The following is an 18,115-nucleotide window of genomic DNA, read 5'->3' as shown; positions in this document are numbered from 1 at the left end:
CAGGCTTGGTAGACTAAAGCTGTGAAGTTTTAAACACGCATATAATTTCGAAAGGTGTGTAGCTGATGACAAGCAATCATCCGATTATTCAAGAACGAACAGAGCGTACGCAGTGGTTTCTGCAGGATCGATTCGGTATGTTTATTCATTGGGGACTGTATGCCATTCCAGCTAGAGGAGAATGGGTGCGCAGCGTCGAGCGTATTTCGGTAGAGGACTACCAAACGTATTATGATGAATTCGATCCTATCCGTTATGATCCTAAGGCGTGGGCGCGTGCGGCGAAGCAAGCGGGTATGAAATATGCGGTATTGACGGCCAAGCATCATGACGGTTTTTGTTTATTTGATAGCGCTCTCACTGAGTATAAGTCAACGAATACACGGGCCGGGCGAGATTTGGTTCGCGAATTTATTGAAGCGTTTCGGGCGGAAGGCTTAAAGGTGGGGCTCTATTATTCGTTAATCGATTGGCATCATGAGGATTATCCGGCTTATGGGGATCGCATTCATCCGATGCGAGATAATGAGAATTACACAAGAAATCCAGAGACGTTCGATCGGTACCTTCAGTACATGCATGGGCAAGTAAGAGAGCTGCTGACGAACTATGGTAAGTTGGATGTTATGTGGTTCGACTTCTCTTATGATCGCATGAAGGGTGAGACATGGAAAGCAACCGAGCTGATGGCGATGATTCGATCTCTGCAACCACATATCATCGTAGACAACCGATTGGATGCAAGCGGTGAAGAAGGCGGAACTATTTTCACTAAAAATCCGCTCAGCTATTCGGGTGACTTTGCTTCACCGGAACAAATCATTCCGCCGCAAGGCGTGACGGATGACGAGGGCAATTCGCTTCCATGGGAAGCTTGTATCACGCTGAATAATAACTGGGGATACGCAGCCCAAGATTTCCAATATAAATCCTCAACTACCCTTATCCGGAAGCTGATAGAGTGCGTCAGCAAAAATGGGAATCTACTCTTGAATGTGGGTCCGAATGCACTCGGAGAGATTCCGAAGGAGTCGCTGGACATTTTGGCAGAGATCGGCAATTGGGTTCAGAAAAATGGGGATAGCATTTACGGCTGCGGGCAAGCCGACTTACCGAAACCGGAGTGGGGCAGGTATACGCAAAAGGGCAATCTGCTGTATGCCCACTTGTTTGAGGAAAGCGTAGGCCCTATTAACTTGAACGGGTTGGCTGGTAAGGTGAAGAAAGCAAGGCTGCTATCTGACGGTTCCGAGCTCTTCCTAAGCCGTCCTTGGAATGCCGCCCAGTATCCGGACGATGCGTTCATTAGTTTCGCTAGACCTGAGCATTCCAGCTATCCGCTGCCGGATCAAAGAGCTACCGTTGTGGAGTTGGAGTTACTTTAAAGAAGGAAATAAATTAACATTTGACCGTGCCCGCATTCGCTTTTAAGATGATAGTAGAGGCTTACTATTTTTTTGGAAACGAAGGTGTATGGAACTTTGACTTATTTCCTCTGTTATTTACTGCTGATGAATATCATTACGTTCATAGAAATGGGACATGACAAGGGACAAGCCAAAAAAGGCGGGCGTAGAGTGCCTGAAAAACGTCTTTTTATACTGGCTGCTCTTGGTGGCGGGATTGGCGGCTGGCTCGGTATGCGGGTTTGGCGCCATAAGACGAAACATACCTCATTCGTCATTGGCATGCCGCTGCTTGTTGCGCTAAATAGCCTATGTGTCATCATGGTCGCGATTTATATGTAGCAATAGCAAAAGATAGGAGACAGTTGCCGGCAGCGGCAGCTGTTTTCTTTTTTAAAACAGGAGTCCTAGTCAAGTTTACATGCGTTTACTCATAAGATATGTGCGTACACCCTCTATTTACTAAGCAAAAGGGAAGTAGACTATGAATCCTCTCGAACATATCATGGGCACCGAAGAAGCTGCAGAGCTTTGGGGGATTAAACAGGGGCAAGTCAAAAATCTCTGTCGGGATGGTAAGGTTATGACCTGACTTATACCAATCCCGATACCTCACCTTGCAGCGTATAAAGAAAAATTTATATATTATTCACGTCACATTTCTACATTTTTTATATAAATTATAATGCATAATAATGGGTACAACTAACTATCCATAACACTTCATTAAAAGCAAATACTGCAGCCGATGTAGAATGGTACAGGGGTAATGACATTGAAAAATGATAGTATTGCTTTAGCAGTCATGTTTCTTTGTTTAGCAGGAGTTGTAAGTGGATTGATTTATAATGGAGATTATAGCGTCAAAATAAAAACAAATGGATCGTTGGATGGTGGTAAAGGCAACACCTCCAATATGTATGGATTTTCTTTTTATGAACCTCCTACCTCAACTGATATTATTTTAAATAAAAAACAATAGACAATCTGGAAAAGGATGGTAATACTACTCTTGTACCGGAAGCACCGGACAAAGCAAAAGCCCGAGGGAAAGCATCCCCGGGCTTTTTTTCGTGCTTTTTTGTTAACCACCTGAATTATGTTTACATCATGCCATTATTTCCGCTTCTTCTTTTTTCTGCTACCATGATTTGGTTTGTTATCTTTTTGGTCTTTAGCGTGATTTTCTTGTTGTTGGTCATGTGTTGACATGATATTCCCCCCACCCTTAAAGTCATTTTGAAGCACTAATATTGTGTGCATTTAAAGGGTGCACCTATACAATATTCCTCGAACACAGGCAGCCCCATTGCTCCCGACTTAAGGGTTAAATTCCCATGGGCTTATTTTGTGTTATTTTTCATATATTTAAATGGATTAGTTTTCATTTGGTATCCTAACGGTACCCATGCATACATTTTAAAGCCTGTACTAGTCACTTTGAATTAATCTGTTATACATACAAAAGCCTTATAGAATATAGGATTATGAAAACTGTACTACAAGTAAATATTAGAATGATTAAAATGAGGTTCACATAAGATAGGAGCATGACAGGTTATCGGAGGTGCGAACATGAGCTATCACCATTATGGCATCGATCCTGCGCTCGTAGAGCGCGTAAAGTTCAAGATGAAAAATCCAGAGATCAAGGAACGCATTAAAATGCTGCTGCAGGGTGTTACGAAGGCTGATTTACAAAATCATACCAAGGTTACGCGCTTAATAGGACTTGCCGCCGGCATTCTCGGTGAGAAGCTAAGCGGAAGCCAAACGACCCAAATTTTGGAGTTTGTAATTGCACAAAAGATTGATCCATCTAACGCCTTTCATTTGATCAAACTCTGGTCCATGTTTCGATAGACTAAACAAAATGCGCCACTTGCAGGGTTAAAGATGCCCTGTTAGGTGGCTTTTTTTGCTTCCAGAAAAATTCACTTGCATAACGAATACGTGTTCGGTATATAATAAGTAACACGAATATATGTTCGCATATGGTGGTGGGAATATGAAAGTTAGTTCAAGTTCAAGAATTGAGACAGAAGAGGATGTTCAAATTGTTAAGGAATACACGCTGCTGCCCATTTTGCTCGATATGCTTGCAAGGGACATGGAGGAGCTCAAGGTTTATAAGGATAAAATCGTGTACAATCATATTCTTTTTTATCTCAGAGAGGTTGAAATGGCTATTTATCCGGAATTACAAAGTATTAAGAGCCAGATGAAGAAAAGAGATATTAAAGTTATCCATACCGAAATGAATGCCTTAGGCATTAACGTAGAGTACAAAGTCCGAGGTTACATTCATCATTTCACGATGCTTCGCAGCTTGGTCAAGGCTGAGCTTATGACCACGCTCATGAATATGCGGGGGGGATTGCGGTGATCAAAGATCGCCACGGCAGGGAACGAACGATCTTCCTAGCAGATTGTCAGAGCTTTTATGCCAGTGTGGAGAAAGCGGGTCATCCGGGCTTGGAGGATAAACCGGTTGCTGTTGCAGGAGATCCTGCTCTAAGATCGGGTATCATTCTAGCCGCCTGCCCCGTTGCCAAGAAATACGGGGTATCCACAGCTGAACGGTTGGGCGAAGCGCTTAAGAAGTGTCCTGAACTGATCGTGATGCGTCCGCACATGCAGCATTACATTGATGTTTCGCTGCAGATTACCAAGATTTACGAAGAGTTTACCGATCTTGTTGAAATTTTCAGTATTGATGAGCAGTTTCTTGATGTTACGGCCAGTTTATCTATGTTCGGAGATCCGAACACGATTGCGAAAACCATTCAGCTAAAGGTGTTCAGTCAAACGGGGGTAAAGGTTCGTATAGGGATTAGTTCTAATAAAATACTTGCGAAGATCGCGACCGATATTTGGGCTAAAAAGAATGAAAGTGGCATCTTCACGCTGCACCCATCAGACGTGGAGAAATACTTGTGGGAGCAGCCTGTAAGTAAAATGTTTGGTGTCGGTTCGCGGATGACCGCACATTTTGCCAAGCTAGGTATGTATTTGATTGGCGATGTGGCGAGAACGCCGCTACCGCAGCTCAAGAATAAATTCCGCGCACGCTTCGGCAAGCAGTCGGACATTCACGCCGAAGTCATGTGGCGAACAGCGAACGGACTGGATGATAGTCCGGTCACGCCGGGTACGTTTGATACGCCTCCGAAGTCCGTAGGCCATATGATGACTTTGCCGAGGGACTACGCGGACTCCTCTGAAGTAGATACCATCCTGCTCGAGCTTACGGAAGAGGTGTGCCGCGACTGTAGGCGCAAAGGCTATATGGCTTCAATTGTTACCGTAAGCTGTATGTGCAGTCCTTTCGACGCCCCGACAGGCTTTTCGCGTCAAATGAAGATGCCTGATCCTACGAATCATACAAGTACGGTGTTTCAAGCTGTGAAAAAGCTTTTCTACAAGTTCTGGGACACCATGCCGGTGCGTCGCGCTGGTGTCATGCTGAGCCAGTTAGTGGATGATGATACCTACCAGCTTACCCTCTTCGAGGATCAGATCAAGGCGCGAGCGCTTGAAAAAGTGACGGACAGCATCAAGGAACGATTCGGCAACGCGGCGATTGTTCGTGCTTCCTCGCTCACAACAGCCGGTCAAGCGCAGAACAGAGCGCTCAAAATCGGAGGGCATTATAAATGAGCAAAAAATTGGAAAAAAACGGCCTATGGGAATCCAGCAGGATGATGCTGCCTCAGCATCGAGAGGCTTTTCAGAACCAACGCAGTGATAGACCTGCTCCGGCCAATCGTCCCACAGCGGAAGACATTGGGGTTATGCGAGATTATGTCTTGCTGCCGCTCATGCACGGGATGATCAAGAAAAAAGCCGGTGAGATCGAGAGATCCTCCGAAACGCTCCGAATGCTTTATGCCCGAGTCGCTCATGCGCTTGCTGCGCATATACAAGCCGACTTAAGCGAAATTAAAACCAAGATGATGCAGCGAAGCATTCAATTATTTGAAGAGGAAAAGAATGACCGCGCCATTCACTACCGCTATGTATGTCGTGGGCATGAAGATGCGCTTATCATAGCTAAAGATTACATGCGTGCTGAAATTAGCGTGCGAACAGCACGCTACATTGATCATCTGGTAGCAAGTGTGTATAACGCTCCGAAAGTTGATGAACAGAAAGCGTAGAACGAGAGAAGCTCGAGACAATAGCAAGACGAAGACAGAAGCCCGATGGAGAAATCTTCCTCGGGCTTACACGAATTGACGTGAGTAATTCTTTTTCTCATAATGGAGGAAGAGTGTTTCAGCAACTAATAGAGTTAGTTCTCATGTGGGAGAACCATGCGAAGGAGAAGATGGGCACAGATGTGCGGACGCTATACGATCACCGTGACGTTAGAGGAGCTTATGCTTCATTATGATATTTATTATAAATATCCTGGGAGATACAGCCCCAAATATAATGTAGCACCGGGACAGCAAGTCATGGCTATCGTCCATGACGGGGAGAAGAATAAGCTTGGCGAGCTGCGCTGGGGGCTCGTTCCAGAGTGGGCGAAGGACGAGAAGCTAGGCTACCAGATGCTCAATGCACGAGCTGAGACGCTCGCGGACAAGCCTGCCTTCCGCAAGCCATTTGAGCGTAAGCGCTGCCTGATTCCGGCAGATTCCTTCTACGACTGGAAAGGGACGGGTAAGCATAAGCAGCCGATGCGTATTATGCTGCGCAGCAAAGGCATCTTTAGTATGGCAGGGCTGTACGACACGTGGACATCTGCGGATGGCACGCGCATTTCTACCTGCACCGTCGTTACAACGGAAGCGAACGAACTGATGGCGGATATTCATGAGCGTATGCCGGTCATTTTGCCGAGGGAGATGGAGGCGGTTTGGTTGGATCGCAGCATCACAAACACAGACGCACTGCGACCATTATTGCAACCGTATCCGGCGGATCAAATGTTTGCTTACCCCGTATCGAGCCGAGTGGGCAATGTACGTAACGACGATGAGATGTGTATAGAGCCGTTAAGCCTCCTCCTTTAGAAGGAGAAATTGTAAGAGCAGAATGGGAGAGTTAACGACATGAAAACACGCATGGCAATAAGCATCACGCTCATATTCGTTATTGTGTTTGGCGTGAATGGCTACATTGGTTGGCACGGCAGAGTCTTTTTATCGGACCAACTAGGTTCTTGGTTTCATTCTGGGCTATATTGGATTGTCTTCTGGATTGTCGCCTTATCATATTTATTAGCATGGGTAAGCTCGCGGGTGCTGCCTGCCGGCGTGTCCCGATTATTGAAAATTATCGGCTCCTACTGGTTTGCCATCATGCAATTTGGTATTCTGCTGCTGCCGTTGACAGATTTGGCGATAGGCGTGTTCCATCTTGCATCCGTTCCTTCAAATACATACGTTCCGATTCTCGGTTGGATAAATGTAGGGATTATACTCATCGCTATGATTCGAGGTTCTTATAATGCACGGAGCCCTGTTATACGCAGATATGACATTACGGTTCCCAAAAAAGCGGGAGACTGGGAGCAGCTTCGCATCGCAGTAGCCTCCGACATCCATCTGGGCTCAATTGTTGGGAACCGCCATCTACGTAAGCTTGTAGAGCAAGTCAATGGCTTAAAACCGGACTTGATTCTTTTGCCGGGAGATGTCATTGATGATGATATTAAGCCATTTATCCGCTACAATATGGGTAGAACAATGCGAGAACTGCAGGCTCCACTAGGGGTTTATGCTGTGCTCGGTAATCATGAATACATTGGCGGACATATTCCTGCCTTCGTGGAACAAATGAAGCAGATCGGCATTCGTGTGCTCGTGGACGAAACCGTTCATATCAAAGAACGGCTGTACATCGTTGGGAGAAAAGACAAAGCGGCCGAGAGAACGCCCGATGGACGTAAGGCGCTGGCTACATTGCTGGAGGGCACAGATCTCAGACAGCCTATAATCGTGATGGATCATCAACCCTACCACCTAGACAAAGCAGCCGATGCTGGTGCAGATGTGATGCTATCAGGTCATACGCATAGAGGCCAAATGGCGCCTAATCACCTTATAACAAGAAGGCTCTTTGAGCTTGATTGGGGCTACTTGCGCAAAGGCAACCTTCATGCTATCGTTTCCTCAGGTTTTGGTACGTGGGGACCGCCCATTCGTTTAGGGAGCCGCTCAGAAATTATTGAACTCACCATTCATTTTAAAAGTAACAAGAGAGAAGAGGGTTAAGCAGCATGCAAGAGGCAGAAAGAAAACAAATTACCCCCATAGAACTAGCTGCAGCAATGATGCAGTTTACAATGAAAAGCATAGAAAATAGCTGGGATACAATTAAACCGGTCGTTGCGGCCTACCTAAAAGAGCCCATATTATCCGAGTCTAAAGAAGATGAGTTATTAAGGGAGATATACATAGCAGCTTTAGCGTTGGAAATTTACTGCATTCCTCATGCTTTCGATGCAGACGTTGCACGTCTCGTCAGCTTAGGGATGGGGGAAGTGATGGGTTCAGACAACTTGTCTGAGCATCACTTATCGGAATCAATTAGTCAGCACTATCTTCCGCGTTTGGAAGCAGTCAACGCAGCTGCTCCCACGGACCTGGCACTAGCACTTGTCGAAGAAGCTGCTACAATCCTCTACAATCGATTAGAGCTTCCGCTCAAGCCAACCGATCGGGTAAACAGCCTGTTGTGGGTCAAGTTATTTCCCTTTCTTGTCCAGCTGGTTGGGAAATGGCCGATCCTTTTTACTAAATTCGAAGTTAAGCAAAAGTCCTCTGAGATAGAAATAACAGAAACATAATCAAGGAATCAACATGCCCAAGTCTACGGAAATGTGGTCTCCTCTTGACTTAAAGGTAATAATTACGAATAATAGAAGAGGAATCAATTATGAGCAGGTTAGAAGCTTTTGCTATCATACTGCTTGGCGGAGGTAGAAATGAGTATGGCAGCACATAAAAGAGTTACCGTGTATGTATTGTCCGGGTTCCTCGGAAGCGGCAAAACCACCTTATTAACGAAGGCAATTGATCATTTTACCGAAGCGGGGCGTAAACCCGCGGTTATCATGAACGAGATTGGTGAAGTTAACCTGGATGGGCAGTTAATTGCCAATGAAGTACCGATGTCAGAGCTGCTGGGCGGCTGCATTTGTTGTTCGAGCCGAGGTGATCTTGCGACAGCGCTCAAAGAACTTGTAACTGAGGAGCAGCCCGACCTGATTTTCATAGAATCGACAGGTATCGCTAATCCAATGGAAATCATTGATGAAGTAACAGATGCTTCGCTTATACTCCCGGTGGAGCTCAAAGCCGTCATCACCGTAGTGGATGCACCGCAACTGCTAGAGCTAAGTCGGACAAGTCGAGGCAAGACCTACCGGCTTATGCAGGAACAAATCCGTTGTGCGAACTTACTTTTACTGAACAAGGCAGACCTGTTACAGGAAGCGGCGCTACAGGAAGTAGATGCTCTTGTACGCGAATGGAATCCATATGCATCAGTACACTACACCGTGTTTAGCCAAATCGACATGAGACTCATCGAAGAGCTAGAAGAAGAGCAAGGGCTGAAACAGCACCTTAACGCAAAACATAATGACAATAATAATAACGTGCAGCACGATGCCAACCATCATCACTCTCACAATCATGTGATGGCGTATACGCACTTTTTTGAGCGGGCAGTAGATAGCAACGCATTCGAAGAATTTGTTAGTAAACTACCGCAAGAGGTTTACCGTGCTAAAGGGATTCTCAGTTTTTCCGATACCTCAAGCCGGTTCTTATTCCAGTACGCCTACAGAGAGATGGATTTCGTCAAAATCACTCCCAAAGGAGATGTGCCAGACGTTGCCGTGTTTATCGGGGAGAACTTCTCCAAAGACGCAGTCCGAACAGAATTGCTCAAACTGGAATCCCTGTCCGAAATAGCTGCCAAATAAGCAATTCAATGCCAAAAGAGTCCCAGCGGCCAAGCTGAGGATTCTTTTTTTATATGGTATTAGTAACACGCGGGGTGGATATGACCTAAGGGGGCACTGTAGTCACCATCCCTTTGGCTCAGATTAGAGGGCGGAGTGATTAGAATTACTTGTTCGTGGGTCGTACCTATCCTCTAACGGGGGACTATGATCACTATCCCCTTGGCTCAGTTGTTTAAGGAAAGGAGAGAGAAAGGAAAGAGAAAGGAAAGGAAGGAGAGTAAAATAAAAGTAAATAAAATAAGAGAGTGAGAGGAAAAGATGGAAGAGAAAATAAGAGTAACTTAGAGATTGAGAGGAGAGGGTGGAAAAGAAATGAAGGGAAATGAAGAGAAATGAAGAGTAAATAAGAGGGTGAGAGGAAAAGATGGAAGAGAAGAAAAGAAGATAAAAGAAAAGAGAGAAAAGAGAGAAAAGAGAGAAAAGAAGATAAAAGAAAAGAGAGAAAAGAGAGAAAAGAGAAAAGAGAGAGAAAAGAGAGAAGATAAAAGAAGTTAAAAGAAAAAAGAGAAGAGAGTGATTAGAACCGTTAGTTAAGTAATTTTTCATTAATCGTCTAAGTAAACACTATGAGTACTATCTAAGTACCTATAACCTACTATTTATGCCCGCTATCGCCACTATCCCTTTGACTCAGGTTGCAGTAGCAGGGGTGTAGTAATAATTAAAAACTCCCATCTGTATTCTGCTTTCGTAAATCCCCCAAAAAAACCTAGAGAACATTACTTCAAACGGCTTTTGGGTTACTGAAAAAAATAATTCCCCTTCAAGATAGGATGCTTAAGGCTACATGTTATACTCCTGCTATTAGGCACACATACGCGTGTTTTGGGGATTGAAAAAGTTTAACTTGGCATGAGGTGCTGTACATAAGTGTGTCAAATGCTGAAAGATGGGTGCTTCGTGTAAAGTGAGATTTACCTTATAGCAAAACTCATCTAGGTAATGTTGTAGATACTTTTGGCCAATGCCATGGAAAGTATTGTTAATAGATTTACCGGCCTGTGCAGCGAATGCAAGGAGAGCGCGGAATTTCTTTGAACTAAAGCGTCCAGTAATAAATTCGATGCTGCTTGTTTGTGATTCGATATGTTGTTGGGTGAAACCCAATGTTGCGGCTCGTTGAAAAAGCTTTTCCTTTATATGTATTTTAGGGACAAGTTTGAGTTTGATATAGAAAGGTTCGCCCTGAATATTAACGGAGGAGCCAGCTAGAAGATAGTGTTCCTGTGGATGGTTGCGGAAGTAAGGATTATATGGCTTACCATAGACAGCTGAGTTTACTTGGACGATACCCGAGAGTCGTATGGCTTGGTCGGCTGTACTTATGGCGTGACGAATTTTGTGGAGGATGAGCCAGGCTGTTTTGTAGGTGACACTAATAATCTTGGAGAGTGCAACAGCATTCGTGCCCTGTTCCGTGCGGGATATCAGAAAAATAGCTGTAAGCCATTTATGTAAAGACGTGCGACTGCCTGCCATTATAGTTCCAGCTGTAAGGGATGTTTGGTGATGGCATTGAAGACATTCATAAAGAGGGAGTCGGCGTGTACTAGTTATATAGGCACGCGAATGTCCACAGTGAGGACAAGAAAAACCAGAGGGCCATTTCGTCCAAAAAAAGTAATCTATACAGGTCTCTTCAGTGGGGAATTGCTGCTGAAACTGCTCCAGGGTGCTTGGTAAATGATAGTTCGTCTCCATTATGACACCTCAATCAGGTTAGGCATGGAACGTTTGTTCTCATTCTTATTATATCGAATATTTGTTCTTATATCAACTCTAATTCATACTTTTCTTTTGATTTTGCAAGTAAGAGAGTAACTCAGTAGTTAGGATATAGCAAATTAGTACAGTTTTTCAATTAGACATAGAACTAGGCAAAAACTACGGAAAACGAGTGCAGGGGATTATGAGGAATATGAGAAGAAAAGAGATGTGGAAAACGATAACAAAGAATAAAAACTATAAGAAATAAGAAATAAGAAATAAGAAATAAAGAAGTAAGAATTAAGAAATAAAGAAAATAAATAGAGAATTAAAGAAGAAGATCAAGAAAGAAGAGACAAAATAAAGAAAATTTGAAGTGCGGTGGTATTTGTTCGATATGAGGATTATGGTTCGTGGTAAGATTTGTATTAAAAGGATACAAGATGTGGTGGGGGTTAAATAATATTTCAAGGTATGAGAGTCGTAAATTCGGTAGGATCTGAGCGGCGATTTAGGACAAAGAATTCGGAGATGGATATATAAACATAATGAGTGATGGGGATAGTGACTATATATGAGTTTGATGTAGATGTATAATTGCTGTTATTTCCTTTTTATGGAAATTTGAGAAGTGGGGTATTAGGTAAGACTTAAAGGCAAGAAGTGAAGTGAGAGGTGGGGAGTACGAAGTGAGAAGTAAGGGGTAAGAAGTAAGAAGTAAAGAAGTAAGAAGTAAGAAGTAAGAAGTAAAGAAGTAAGGAGTAAGGGGTAAGGAGTAAGAAGTAAGAAGTAAGAGGTATGGCTGGATGTATGACTGAATGTATGTTGGTTAAGTAAAGAACAATAAAACAATTAGAATTAAGAACATAATGGAACTGGAACATTGAATCTTAATAGAACAACCGCGAGGAGAAGAAAAACCGTCATGGATCATGAAGAGTGGTCCTGACGGTTTTTTTTGGAAGTTGGTTGTCGTTAGTTGTGCTGACTAGGACTAGTTAAGCTCTTTAAGCGGTTCGAAGTTTGGGTATATATACGGTGAGTCGGGAGTTGCGGTTTTTTCGATTTGGGTTGCTTTGATGGTGAAGATGTCGTTGCCGTTGTAGCTGCCGTTTTGGATGGTGCCTGTGACTTTGACCCACATGTCCTTGGGGTAGCTTTGAGCGGTCGGGAAGTCAATCATGACTCCGTAAGGGGTAGCATCAGCGGAACAGCAGCTTACAGCAAAGCGTCCGACGACGAATTGGCTTTTTGGCATGTTTTCTTCGCGGTAGACGAAGCCGGTGAGTTCGATTTTTTTGCCTATGAAGTTGTTTTTGAAAAGGTCAATGGACGAAAGGATTTCCATGTATACTTCTGGTTTTACGACGATGGTGTCTTTTTTATAAAGGATCATGCCGATTTTGGAAAAATCTTCATCCCACTCGTTATCAGCGTGGAACATCTTTTGGAGCTCGGCATCGGATTTAGCGATTGCTGGAGTCTCGGTACTAGAAGCAGGAACAGGGCTGTTAGCTGATCTATTGTTCACAGGAGGAACTGTTGAGGGGCTTGGTGCAGCCGCAGTTCCCTGGTTGGACGCATTCACTCCTGTTGAGGCGCCATTATTGGTGATCAGGTCTGTATTTTGTTTGGCTATGCTAGCTTTCGCAGCAGAGAGATTCATCCCTTTGGCAGCTACCATAGCACTACTTAAGGCTGTATTAGGCAGCAGAAAGCCGATTAACAACGGCAGAATGAGCAGTCCGTATGCAACTGTATTGCGCAAGGCTGAGCGAGAAATCGGTTGTTCACATTCGCAGGCAACTGGTTTGCCCCAGTAAGCACTCAATGCCATATAGCCTTGAAAGCAGGCTATGATGTAAAGGATAATGGAAGCGATTTTGACATAAATCATCATGCGCGGAGCTATGTAGTATTGAAGCGCATCTGTTTTGGTAAGGATCACGATATAGCTGGAAAAACCAAGTAAAATTAACGTACGAAAGAAATAATGAAAGCTTATTAATCGGACTTCGCTCATGCCAATTCCTCCTAGATTTTATGACTTTAAAAGTTAGAAAAGCGTTCCAAAAGCAGTGAACAACCCAGCACGGTGATAAGAATTAATGCCGAAAGCAGGAGTACAAATTTGGATTTGAAAACGGAAAGCATCATAAGCGTGCTTTTGAAATCAAGCATAGGACCGAGAACCAAGAAAGTAAGCAGTGAACCAGACGTAAATGACGTTTGAAAAGAGGAAGCGACAAAAGCGTCTGATGTGGAACATAGAGAAAGAATATAGGCGAAGCCCATCATAAATAAATGGGAACTAATAGGGCCCTGACCAATGGCAAGCAGGCTTTCGCGCTGCATAAAAACTTGAATTAGTGCGGTAAGCAGGGAACCAAAAACGAGATATTTACCCATTTCGAAAAACTCATCAGAAGCATGAACGAAAAATGTATTTAACTTACTGGATATGCCGCCACCCTGGTGCTGATGACCCTCCAACGCTTCTTCACTGGAAAAGTTGGCGCGGCTTATACGCAGCGGATTACTTTTGATAAAACGGTAGAGGATGAGTCCGATTATTATGGCAGCAGCAAAAGCCAGCCCCATGCGGGAATAGGCGATAGCGGGATGATTTCGGAAAGCCATAAATGTAGCCGCGAATACAATAGGGTTAATGATGGGTCCAGTTACAATGAAAACGACTGCGATATAGACGGGCATTCCTTTGAGTATTAGTCTTCGAACGACAGGAATCATGCCGCATTCACACATTGGGAATAGGATGCCTAAAACACAGGCGAACAGGATGCCAAGAATAGGGTTCTTGGGAATGAAGCGGCGTATGGTTTGCTCGGATACGAACGTTTGGAGCAAGGATGAAAGCAATACACCTAGTAAAATAAAGGGAATAGCTTCTAATAGGATGCTGATGAACAAGGTTTTGAAAGTTTGAATGCGTTCGGTCGTTAGCAGAGAAAGTGTAGGCATGTCGTTGTTTAGAAAGATAAGCACAATTAAAAGGAAGCAGATGGCGAATATAACATGCATGCTCGCTCGAAACACAGTAGTAGGCATTGATGAAGGCTCCTTAATCATAATTATTACTATTGTAACCTATGATGAATGAAAGGGGAATAGGACAACTTTGTTAAGGACGAGATGTTCATCTACTTGACGCAAGAGGTCCATTTGCTGCACTATGTTAATAGAACAATTTATGACAGAGGGGTAATGCAAGTGGGCACTCATACGCATACGATTGACGAGATGCTAAGGGCTATGGCTCAGCAAGGATGGAGAATTACTGAGCAGCGCAGGAGCTTAGCAACGTTATTCGCTGAATCCGGAAGTTATTTGTCGCCAAAAGACGTTTATGAATACATGAAAGTTAAATATCCTGGTGTGAGTTTTGACACCGTCTACCGTAATCTTCGATTGTTGAGTGAGATGGGTGTTCTGGAGCAGTTTCACTTGGCGGATGGCTTGAAATTCAAGGCGAGTTGTTTGTCCCATCATCATCACCACATGATCTGTATCAGTTGTGAAAAGACGGTCACCTTCGAGTTCTGTCCGATGAAGCTGGTGAAGGATTTGCCGGAGAGTTTTGAAATCCAAAGCCATCGTTTTGAGATATTTGGATACTGCTCAGATTGTAAGTCGGGCGTATCTCCATCTTCTGAGCTGAATTAAAAAATCGTGGAAAAGTAAAAGCAGTCTGCTCGAGGTGAACTCAGCGGAACTGCTTTTTTGGTTTGCATTGCTATTATAGTTGGGATTCTGCTAATCGTTTTTGCCAGTCATCTTCGAGAGTTTTCGCATCCAGATCCATACCGATGAGGACGAGATAAGGCGTTCCTTGGAAAGTGGTCTGCTGCCAGTTGGTGCGTTTGCCTGCGAATTGCATAACGAAGGATTCGTGCTTAGCGCCAATAATCAAATAACCTTTCGCGCGAAGCAGTGTTCCGCCCCATTTTGCTAAATAACGTTCCACAAAACGTTGTGACACGGCAAGGTCATCATCCATGGGGATTGTAATTGTTTGAATACGTGAGAAAGAAGGGGTATGTTTAGGTGTCTCGCTTGGCGGCTGTGCCGTTTTAATAGCTTGAAATTGAAACTTTTTATTGAAGTTCGGCGAGACGGTAGATTGCGATCCTTGTGGACTGAGAGTGCCGAAAATAAGTTCTAAATCAAATTGACTATGTGCGGTTGGCAGTATGAAAGAACGTTCATTGAATTTGCGAATTGTTTTTTCGATGGACCTCTGTTGTTTATCAGAGATTAAGTCGATTTTGTTCAGAATAAGAAGATCCGCAACTTCCATCTGTCTGCGAAGTGTATGGACAAGCTCTCGGTCCGAGGCGAAAATACTGTTATATTCAAGTACGTTTTCGGCATCAAGTATGGTAATGACTTTATGTAGTTTCACATGAGGAAGTAGTGAAGGCTCAGTCAATGCATCGACAATTTCCTCGGGGTTGGCAACACCTGTTAATTCAATGAGAATGACGTCAGGCTTGCGAGTTAACAGTTGTTTAATGGAATCACTAATATCACTTTTCTTACTGCAGCAGATGCAGCCATCGAGCAGTTTGGCCATGTTAACATCAGGTGAGGCTTCTTGGAGGAGATGGCCGTCTACATCTTGTTTCCCAAGTTCATTCATAAGAACAGCGGGGCTTAGGTTAAAGGAGGCAGCTTCTTGAAGCATGCGGATGAGCAGTGTTGTTTTGCCGCTGCCTAGAAATCCACTCAGTACGATAACGGGAACTTTGCTCAAAACAAGGACTCCTTCGTCTTGGGATTAAAAAGTAATTATTACGAATTGAATTGTAGTATAAAAAAGGGCAGGCTGCAAGATGGTTATAATAATTTTCTCCCTTGAGTGCTCAGGGAGCTATGTTACAATAAAGCCATCTTGAAGAACTCGGAGGTACCCTTTGACGATGAAGTATGTAGCCTAACTTTTTCTGCTAAAACGAAATTGTTCGTTGATAGGCAGACTCTACGATTGTGCAGGTAGAGCGAGTGGGATACGTATGTCTAAAGGGGCTGACTCCTTCAGGGGTTGCTGTTCTTTGCATACCAAAATCATGACTTGTTCTTCCTGACCGTAGGCGATTGCTTGCGGTTTTTTGTATTTGAATTTAAAGGAGGAAATGAGTCTATGACTTTACTAATAAAAGCAATGAATGTGATGAAGGAATTTGCGGGGAAACCACTTTTTGAAAAAGTGGAATTGGAAGTGAATACAGGTGAGCGGATCGCGATCTATGGCCGCAATGGCATAGGAAAGACGACGCTGCTTCGCTTGTTGGCAGGCACGCTGGAGCTGGATAAAGGCAGCGTGGAACGCAGGCTGCCGCTCGATCAGTGGGGATGGATGGGGCAGCAGACAGAGGCTGATGAGGCGGTGTTTACACACGCCTATGTTGAGGAAGGCTGCCCAGAGCACTACGCTGCGAAGCGTCGCTTGAAGGAGCTGGAGGCGCAGATGCAGGATGCGGCTGCTCCTTGCATGGAGAGTTTGCTCGCCGACTATCAGGAGGCGGCAGAGCGATACATGGGGCTGGACGGCTATCACTGGGAAACCCAAGTGGAGCGCAAGCTGCTGCAGCTCGGCCTCGGCCGCGAGCTGTGGGATCAGCCGCTCGGCCAGCTGAGCGGCGGGCAGAAGACGCGCGCCCAGTTGGCGCGTCTGATGGTGCGCGAGCCGCAGCTGCTGCTGCTCGACGAGCCCACCAACCACCTCGACGCGGCGTCGCTCGAATGGCTAGAAGCGTGGCTTCGAGCCTATCCGGGCACCGTCGTGTTCGTCTCCCACGATCGCCATTTCATGGATCGTGTGGCGACTTGCCTAGTCGAGCTGACGCCGACAGGCAGTCGAAAATACCGGGGCGGGTATACAGAGTATACACGCCAAAAAGAGCTCGAGCTGCGTACGCAGGAGCAGCTTTATCGCAAACAGCAGCTTCTACGAGAGCAGCTGGAGGAGAGCATTCGCACGTATCGGCAGTGGTTCCATCAGGGCGAGAAAAACGCCCGGATGGCTGAGGTACCGATACAACGAGGGTACTTTCAGGCGCGAGCCGGCGCGCATGTCTCGCGGATGAACGCGAAGATGAAGGAGCTGGAGCGCCTAGAGGGCGACCGCGTAGAGAAGCCGCGGGAAGCAGCGCACCTGAAGGTGAAACTGAGCGCGAGCGACTTCGCTTCACGCTCGCTTGTGCGCCTGGAGCGGGCTGTTTTCCGCTACGGTGAACGCGAGTTGTTCGCTGAGCTGAGCCTCAGCGTAGACCGTGGCGACCGTTTGGCCGTGCTCGGCCCCAACGGCTCTGGCAAAACGACGCTGCTCAAGCTGCTTGTCGGTGAACTGCAGCCCGCTGCCGGCAAGGTGCGGCAGCACCCGCAGACGTCGATCGGCTACTTCTCGCAGGAGCTAAGGGCACTCGACGACGGTGTGACACTGCTGGACAGCCTGCTGGCGCTGCCTGCCATGACGCAGACCCAAGCCCGTACGATTCTGGGCTGCTTCCTCTTCTCAGGCGAAGAGGTGCACAAGCGCATCGGTGATTTAAGCATGGGCGAGCGCTGCAGGCTCGCCTTCCTCAAGCTTTACTTCAGCGGCGCGAACTTGCTGGTGCTGGATGAGCCGACGAATTATTTGGATATTGATTCGCGGGAAAGGATTGAACAGGCGCTGCTCCGCTATCCCGGCGCCATGGTCATCGTCTCGCATGACCGCTTCTTCATTCGTAAGCTGGCGACAAAGCTATTGTGGCTGAGCGCGGAGCGCAGCCCAATCGCTTTCTCAGGCACTTACGATGAGTATGCGGAGGCGAGTTTGGCGAGTGAGAGTTCGCCGGAGCAGCTGGCTCGAGCCAACGAAAGACGCCAGCTGGAGTTAACGCTGGCGCAGCTTATGAGCGAAGGGGCGTGGAGCCCCGAGAACGCCCCTGCGCAGCTTCAGATCATCCGAGACATCAAGACGAGGCTCTCGGAGCTGCAAGGATAAGCTAACAAA

At 45.5% G+C, this 18,115-nt stretch carries 19 protein-coding genes; 15 read left to right on the top strand and 4 right to left on the bottom strand.

What is annotated here, in order from left to right:
• The first annotated feature begins 65 nt into the window (after positions 1–65).
• The 13 genes from AC58UU_RS07170 (at position 66) to AC58UU_RS07110 (ending at position 9,885) form a co-directional block, all read left to right on the top strand.
• Complete coding sequence (locus tag AC58UU_RS07170) at positions 66–1,385, top strand: alpha-L-fucosidase (protein ID WP_497314267.1); 1,320 nt, start codon at positions 66–68, stop codon at positions 1,383–1,385.
• Between the two features lie 72 nt (positions 1,386–1,457).
• Positions 1,458–1,748, top strand: coding sequence for a DUF1294 domain-containing protein (locus AC58UU_RS07165; protein WP_246320718.1), 291 nt, complete (start codon positions 1,458–1,460; stop codon positions 1,746–1,748).
• A gap of 142 nt (positions 1,749–1,890) precedes the next feature.
• Entirely contained in the window at positions 1,891–1,998 is a 108-nt protein-coding gene (locus AC58UU_RS07160) for a helix-turn-helix domain-containing protein (RefSeq protein WP_497314266.1), read from the top strand.
• Between the two features lie 183 nt (positions 1,999–2,181).
• Entirely contained in the window at positions 2,182–2,388 is a 207-nt protein-coding gene (locus AC58UU_RS07155; RefSeq protein WP_497314264.1) for a hypothetical protein, read from the top strand.
• 593 nt (positions 2,389–2,981) lie between these two features.
• On the top strand, positions 2,982–3,269 hold the full coding sequence (locus AC58UU_RS07150; RefSeq protein ID WP_497314262.1) for a stage VI sporulation protein F: 288 nt from the start codon (positions 2,982–2,984) through the stop codon (positions 3,267–3,269).
• A 145-nt stretch (positions 3,270–3,414) separates the two neighbouring features.
• Entirely contained in the window at positions 3,415–3,792 is a 378-nt protein-coding gene (locus tag AC58UU_RS07145) for a YhjD family protein (protein ID WP_057303562.1), read from the top strand.
• Complete coding sequence (locus AC58UU_RS07140; RefSeq protein WP_497314890.1) at positions 3,792–5,066, top strand: DNA polymerase IV; 1,275 nt, start codon at positions 3,792–3,794, stop codon at positions 5,064–5,066. Before AC58UU_RS07145 ends, AC58UU_RS07140 begins: the two co-directional genes overlap by 1 nt.
• Positions 5,063–5,566 carry a YhjD family protein gene (locus AC58UU_RS07135; RefSeq protein WP_497314259.1) on the top strand — a complete coding sequence of 168 codons (504 nt, stop codon included), beginning with the start codon at positions 5,063–5,065 and terminating at the stop codon, positions 5,564–5,566. Before AC58UU_RS07140 ends, AC58UU_RS07135 begins: the two co-directional genes overlap by 4 nt.
• A 180-nt stretch (positions 5,567–5,746) precedes the next feature.
• Positions 5,747–6,427 carry an SOS response-associated peptidase gene (locus AC58UU_RS07130; RefSeq protein ID WP_497314888.1) on the top strand — a complete coding sequence of 227 codons (681 nt, stop codon included), beginning with the start codon at positions 5,747–5,749 and terminating at the stop codon, positions 6,425–6,427.
• Between the two features lie 39 nt (positions 6,428–6,466).
• Entirely contained in the window at positions 6,467–7,630 is a 1,164-nt protein-coding gene (locus AC58UU_RS07125) for a metallophosphoesterase (protein ID WP_497314257.1), read from the top strand.
• Positions 7,631–7,635: 5 nt separating this feature from the next.
• Positions 7,636–8,205, top strand: coding sequence for a hypothetical protein (locus tag AC58UU_RS07120; protein ID WP_497314255.1), 570 nt, complete (start codon positions 7,636–7,638; stop codon positions 8,203–8,205).
• Positions 8,206–8,349: 144 nt separating this feature from the next.
• Entirely contained in the window at positions 8,350–9,348 is a 999-nt protein-coding gene (locus AC58UU_RS07115; RefSeq protein ID WP_497314253.1) for a CobW family GTP-binding protein, read from the top strand.
• A 393-nt stretch (positions 9,349–9,741) separates the two neighbouring features.
• Complete coding sequence (locus AC58UU_RS07110; protein ID WP_497314251.1) at positions 9,742–9,885, top strand: hypothetical protein; 144 nt, start codon at positions 9,742–9,744, stop codon at positions 9,883–9,885.
• Between the two features lie 309 nt (positions 9,886–10,194).
• Here AC58UU_RS07110 and AC58UU_RS07105 read toward each other — a convergent pair whose 3' ends face one another.
• The 3 genes from AC58UU_RS07105 to AC58UU_RS07095 form a co-directional block, all read right to left on the bottom strand.
• Positions 10,195–11,091 (bottom strand): IS1595 family transposase, encoded by an 897-nt coding sequence (locus tag AC58UU_RS07105; protein ID WP_497314249.1) that lies wholly within the window; start codon positions 11,089–11,091, stop codon positions 10,195–10,197.
• A 1,000-nt stretch (positions 11,092–12,091) separates the two neighbouring features.
• Positions 12,092–13,120, bottom strand: a complete 1,029-nt coding sequence (locus AC58UU_RS07100; protein WP_497314247.1) for a TIGR03943 family putative permease subunit — start codon at positions 13,118–13,120, stop codon at positions 12,092–12,094.
• Positions 13,121–13,146: 26 nt separating this feature from the next.
• A complete protein-coding gene (locus AC58UU_RS07095) occupies positions 13,147–14,166 on the bottom strand; it encodes a permease (RefSeq protein WP_497314245.1) in 1,020 nt (339 codons plus the stop codon).
• Between the two features lie 156 nt (positions 14,167–14,322).
• Between AC58UU_RS07095 and AC58UU_RS07090 the strand changes: the two genes are divergently transcribed.
• Entirely contained in the window at positions 14,323–14,781 is a 459-nt protein-coding gene (locus tag AC58UU_RS07090) for a Fur family transcriptional regulator (protein ID WP_497314243.1), read from the top strand.
• Between the two features lie 73 nt (positions 14,782–14,854).
• On the opposite strand, the gene AC58UU_RS07085 is transcribed toward AC58UU_RS07090, so the two are convergent.
• Entirely contained in the window at positions 14,855–15,871 is a 1,017-nt protein-coding gene (locus tag AC58UU_RS07085; protein WP_497314242.1) for a CobW family GTP-binding protein, read from the bottom strand.
• A gap of 387 nt (positions 15,872–16,258) precedes the next feature.
• On the opposite strand from AC58UU_RS07085, the gene abc-f reads away from it, so the two are divergent.
• Positions 16,259–18,106 (top strand): ribosomal protection-like ABC-F family protein, encoded by a 1,848-nt coding sequence (abc-f, locus tag AC58UU_RS07080; protein ID WP_497314240.1) that lies wholly within the window; start codon positions 16,259–16,261, stop codon positions 18,104–18,106.
• Positions 18,107–18,115 lie beyond the last annotated feature (9 nt).

It is taken from the genome of Paenibacillus sp. JT22N1 (assembly GCF_059692155.1).
The sequence above is the reverse complement of the archived record's forward strand: the minus strand, read 5'-3'. Positions and strand labels throughout refer to the sequence as shown.

Bases quoted from the DNA above. Each gene is read 5' to 3' on its own strand.
- AC58UU_RS07170 (WP_497314267.1), top strand. From the start codon at position 66: ATGACAAGCAATCATCCGATTATTCAAGAACGAACAGAGCGTACGCAG.
- AC58UU_RS07160 (WP_497314266.1), top strand. From the start codon at position 1,891: ATGAATCCTCTCGAACATATCATGGGCACCGAAGAAGCTGCAGAGCTT.
- AC58UU_RS07150 (WP_497314262.1), top strand. From the start codon at position 2,982: ATGAGCTATCACCATTATGGCATCGATCCTGCGCTCGTAGAGCGCGTA.
- AC58UU_RS07145 (WP_057303562.1), top strand. From the start codon at position 3,415: ATGAAAGTTAGTTCAAGTTCAAGAATTGAGACAGAAGAGGATGTTCAA.
- AC58UU_RS07135 (WP_497314259.1), top strand. From the start codon at position 5,063: ATGAGCAAAAAATTGGAAAAAAACGGCCTATGGGAATCCAGCAGGATG.
- AC58UU_RS07130 (WP_497314888.1), top strand. From the start codon at position 5,747: ATGTGCGGACGCTATACGATCACCGTGACGTTAGAGGAGCTTATGCTT.
- AC58UU_RS07125 (WP_497314257.1), top strand. From the start codon at position 6,467: ATGAAAACACGCATGGCAATAAGCATCACGCTCATATTCGTTATTGTG.
- AC58UU_RS07120 (WP_497314255.1), top strand. From the start codon at position 7,636: ATGCAAGAGGCAGAAAGAAAACAAATTACCCCCATAGAACTAGCTGCA.
- AC58UU_RS07115 (WP_497314253.1), top strand. From the start codon at position 8,350: ATGGCAGCACATAAAAGAGTTACCGTGTATGTATTGTCCGGGTTCCTC.
- AC58UU_RS07105 (WP_497314249.1), bottom strand. From the start codon at position 11,091: ATGGAGACGAACTATCATTTACCAAGCACCCTGGAGCAGTTTCAGCAG.
- AC58UU_RS07100 (WP_497314247.1), bottom strand. From the start codon at position 13,120: ATGAGCGAAGTCCGATTAATAAGCTTTCATTATTTCTTTCGTACGTTA.
- AC58UU_RS07095 (WP_497314245.1), bottom strand. From the start codon at position 14,166: ATGCCTACTACTGTGTTTCGAGCGAGCATGCATGTTATATTCGCCATC.
- AC58UU_RS07090 (WP_497314243.1), top strand. From the start codon at position 14,323: ATGCAAGTGGGCACTCATACGCATACGATTGACGAGATGCTAAGGGCT.
- abc-f (WP_497314240.1), top strand. From the start codon at position 16,259: ATGACTTTACTAATAAAAGCAATGAATGTGATGAAGGAATTTGCGGGG.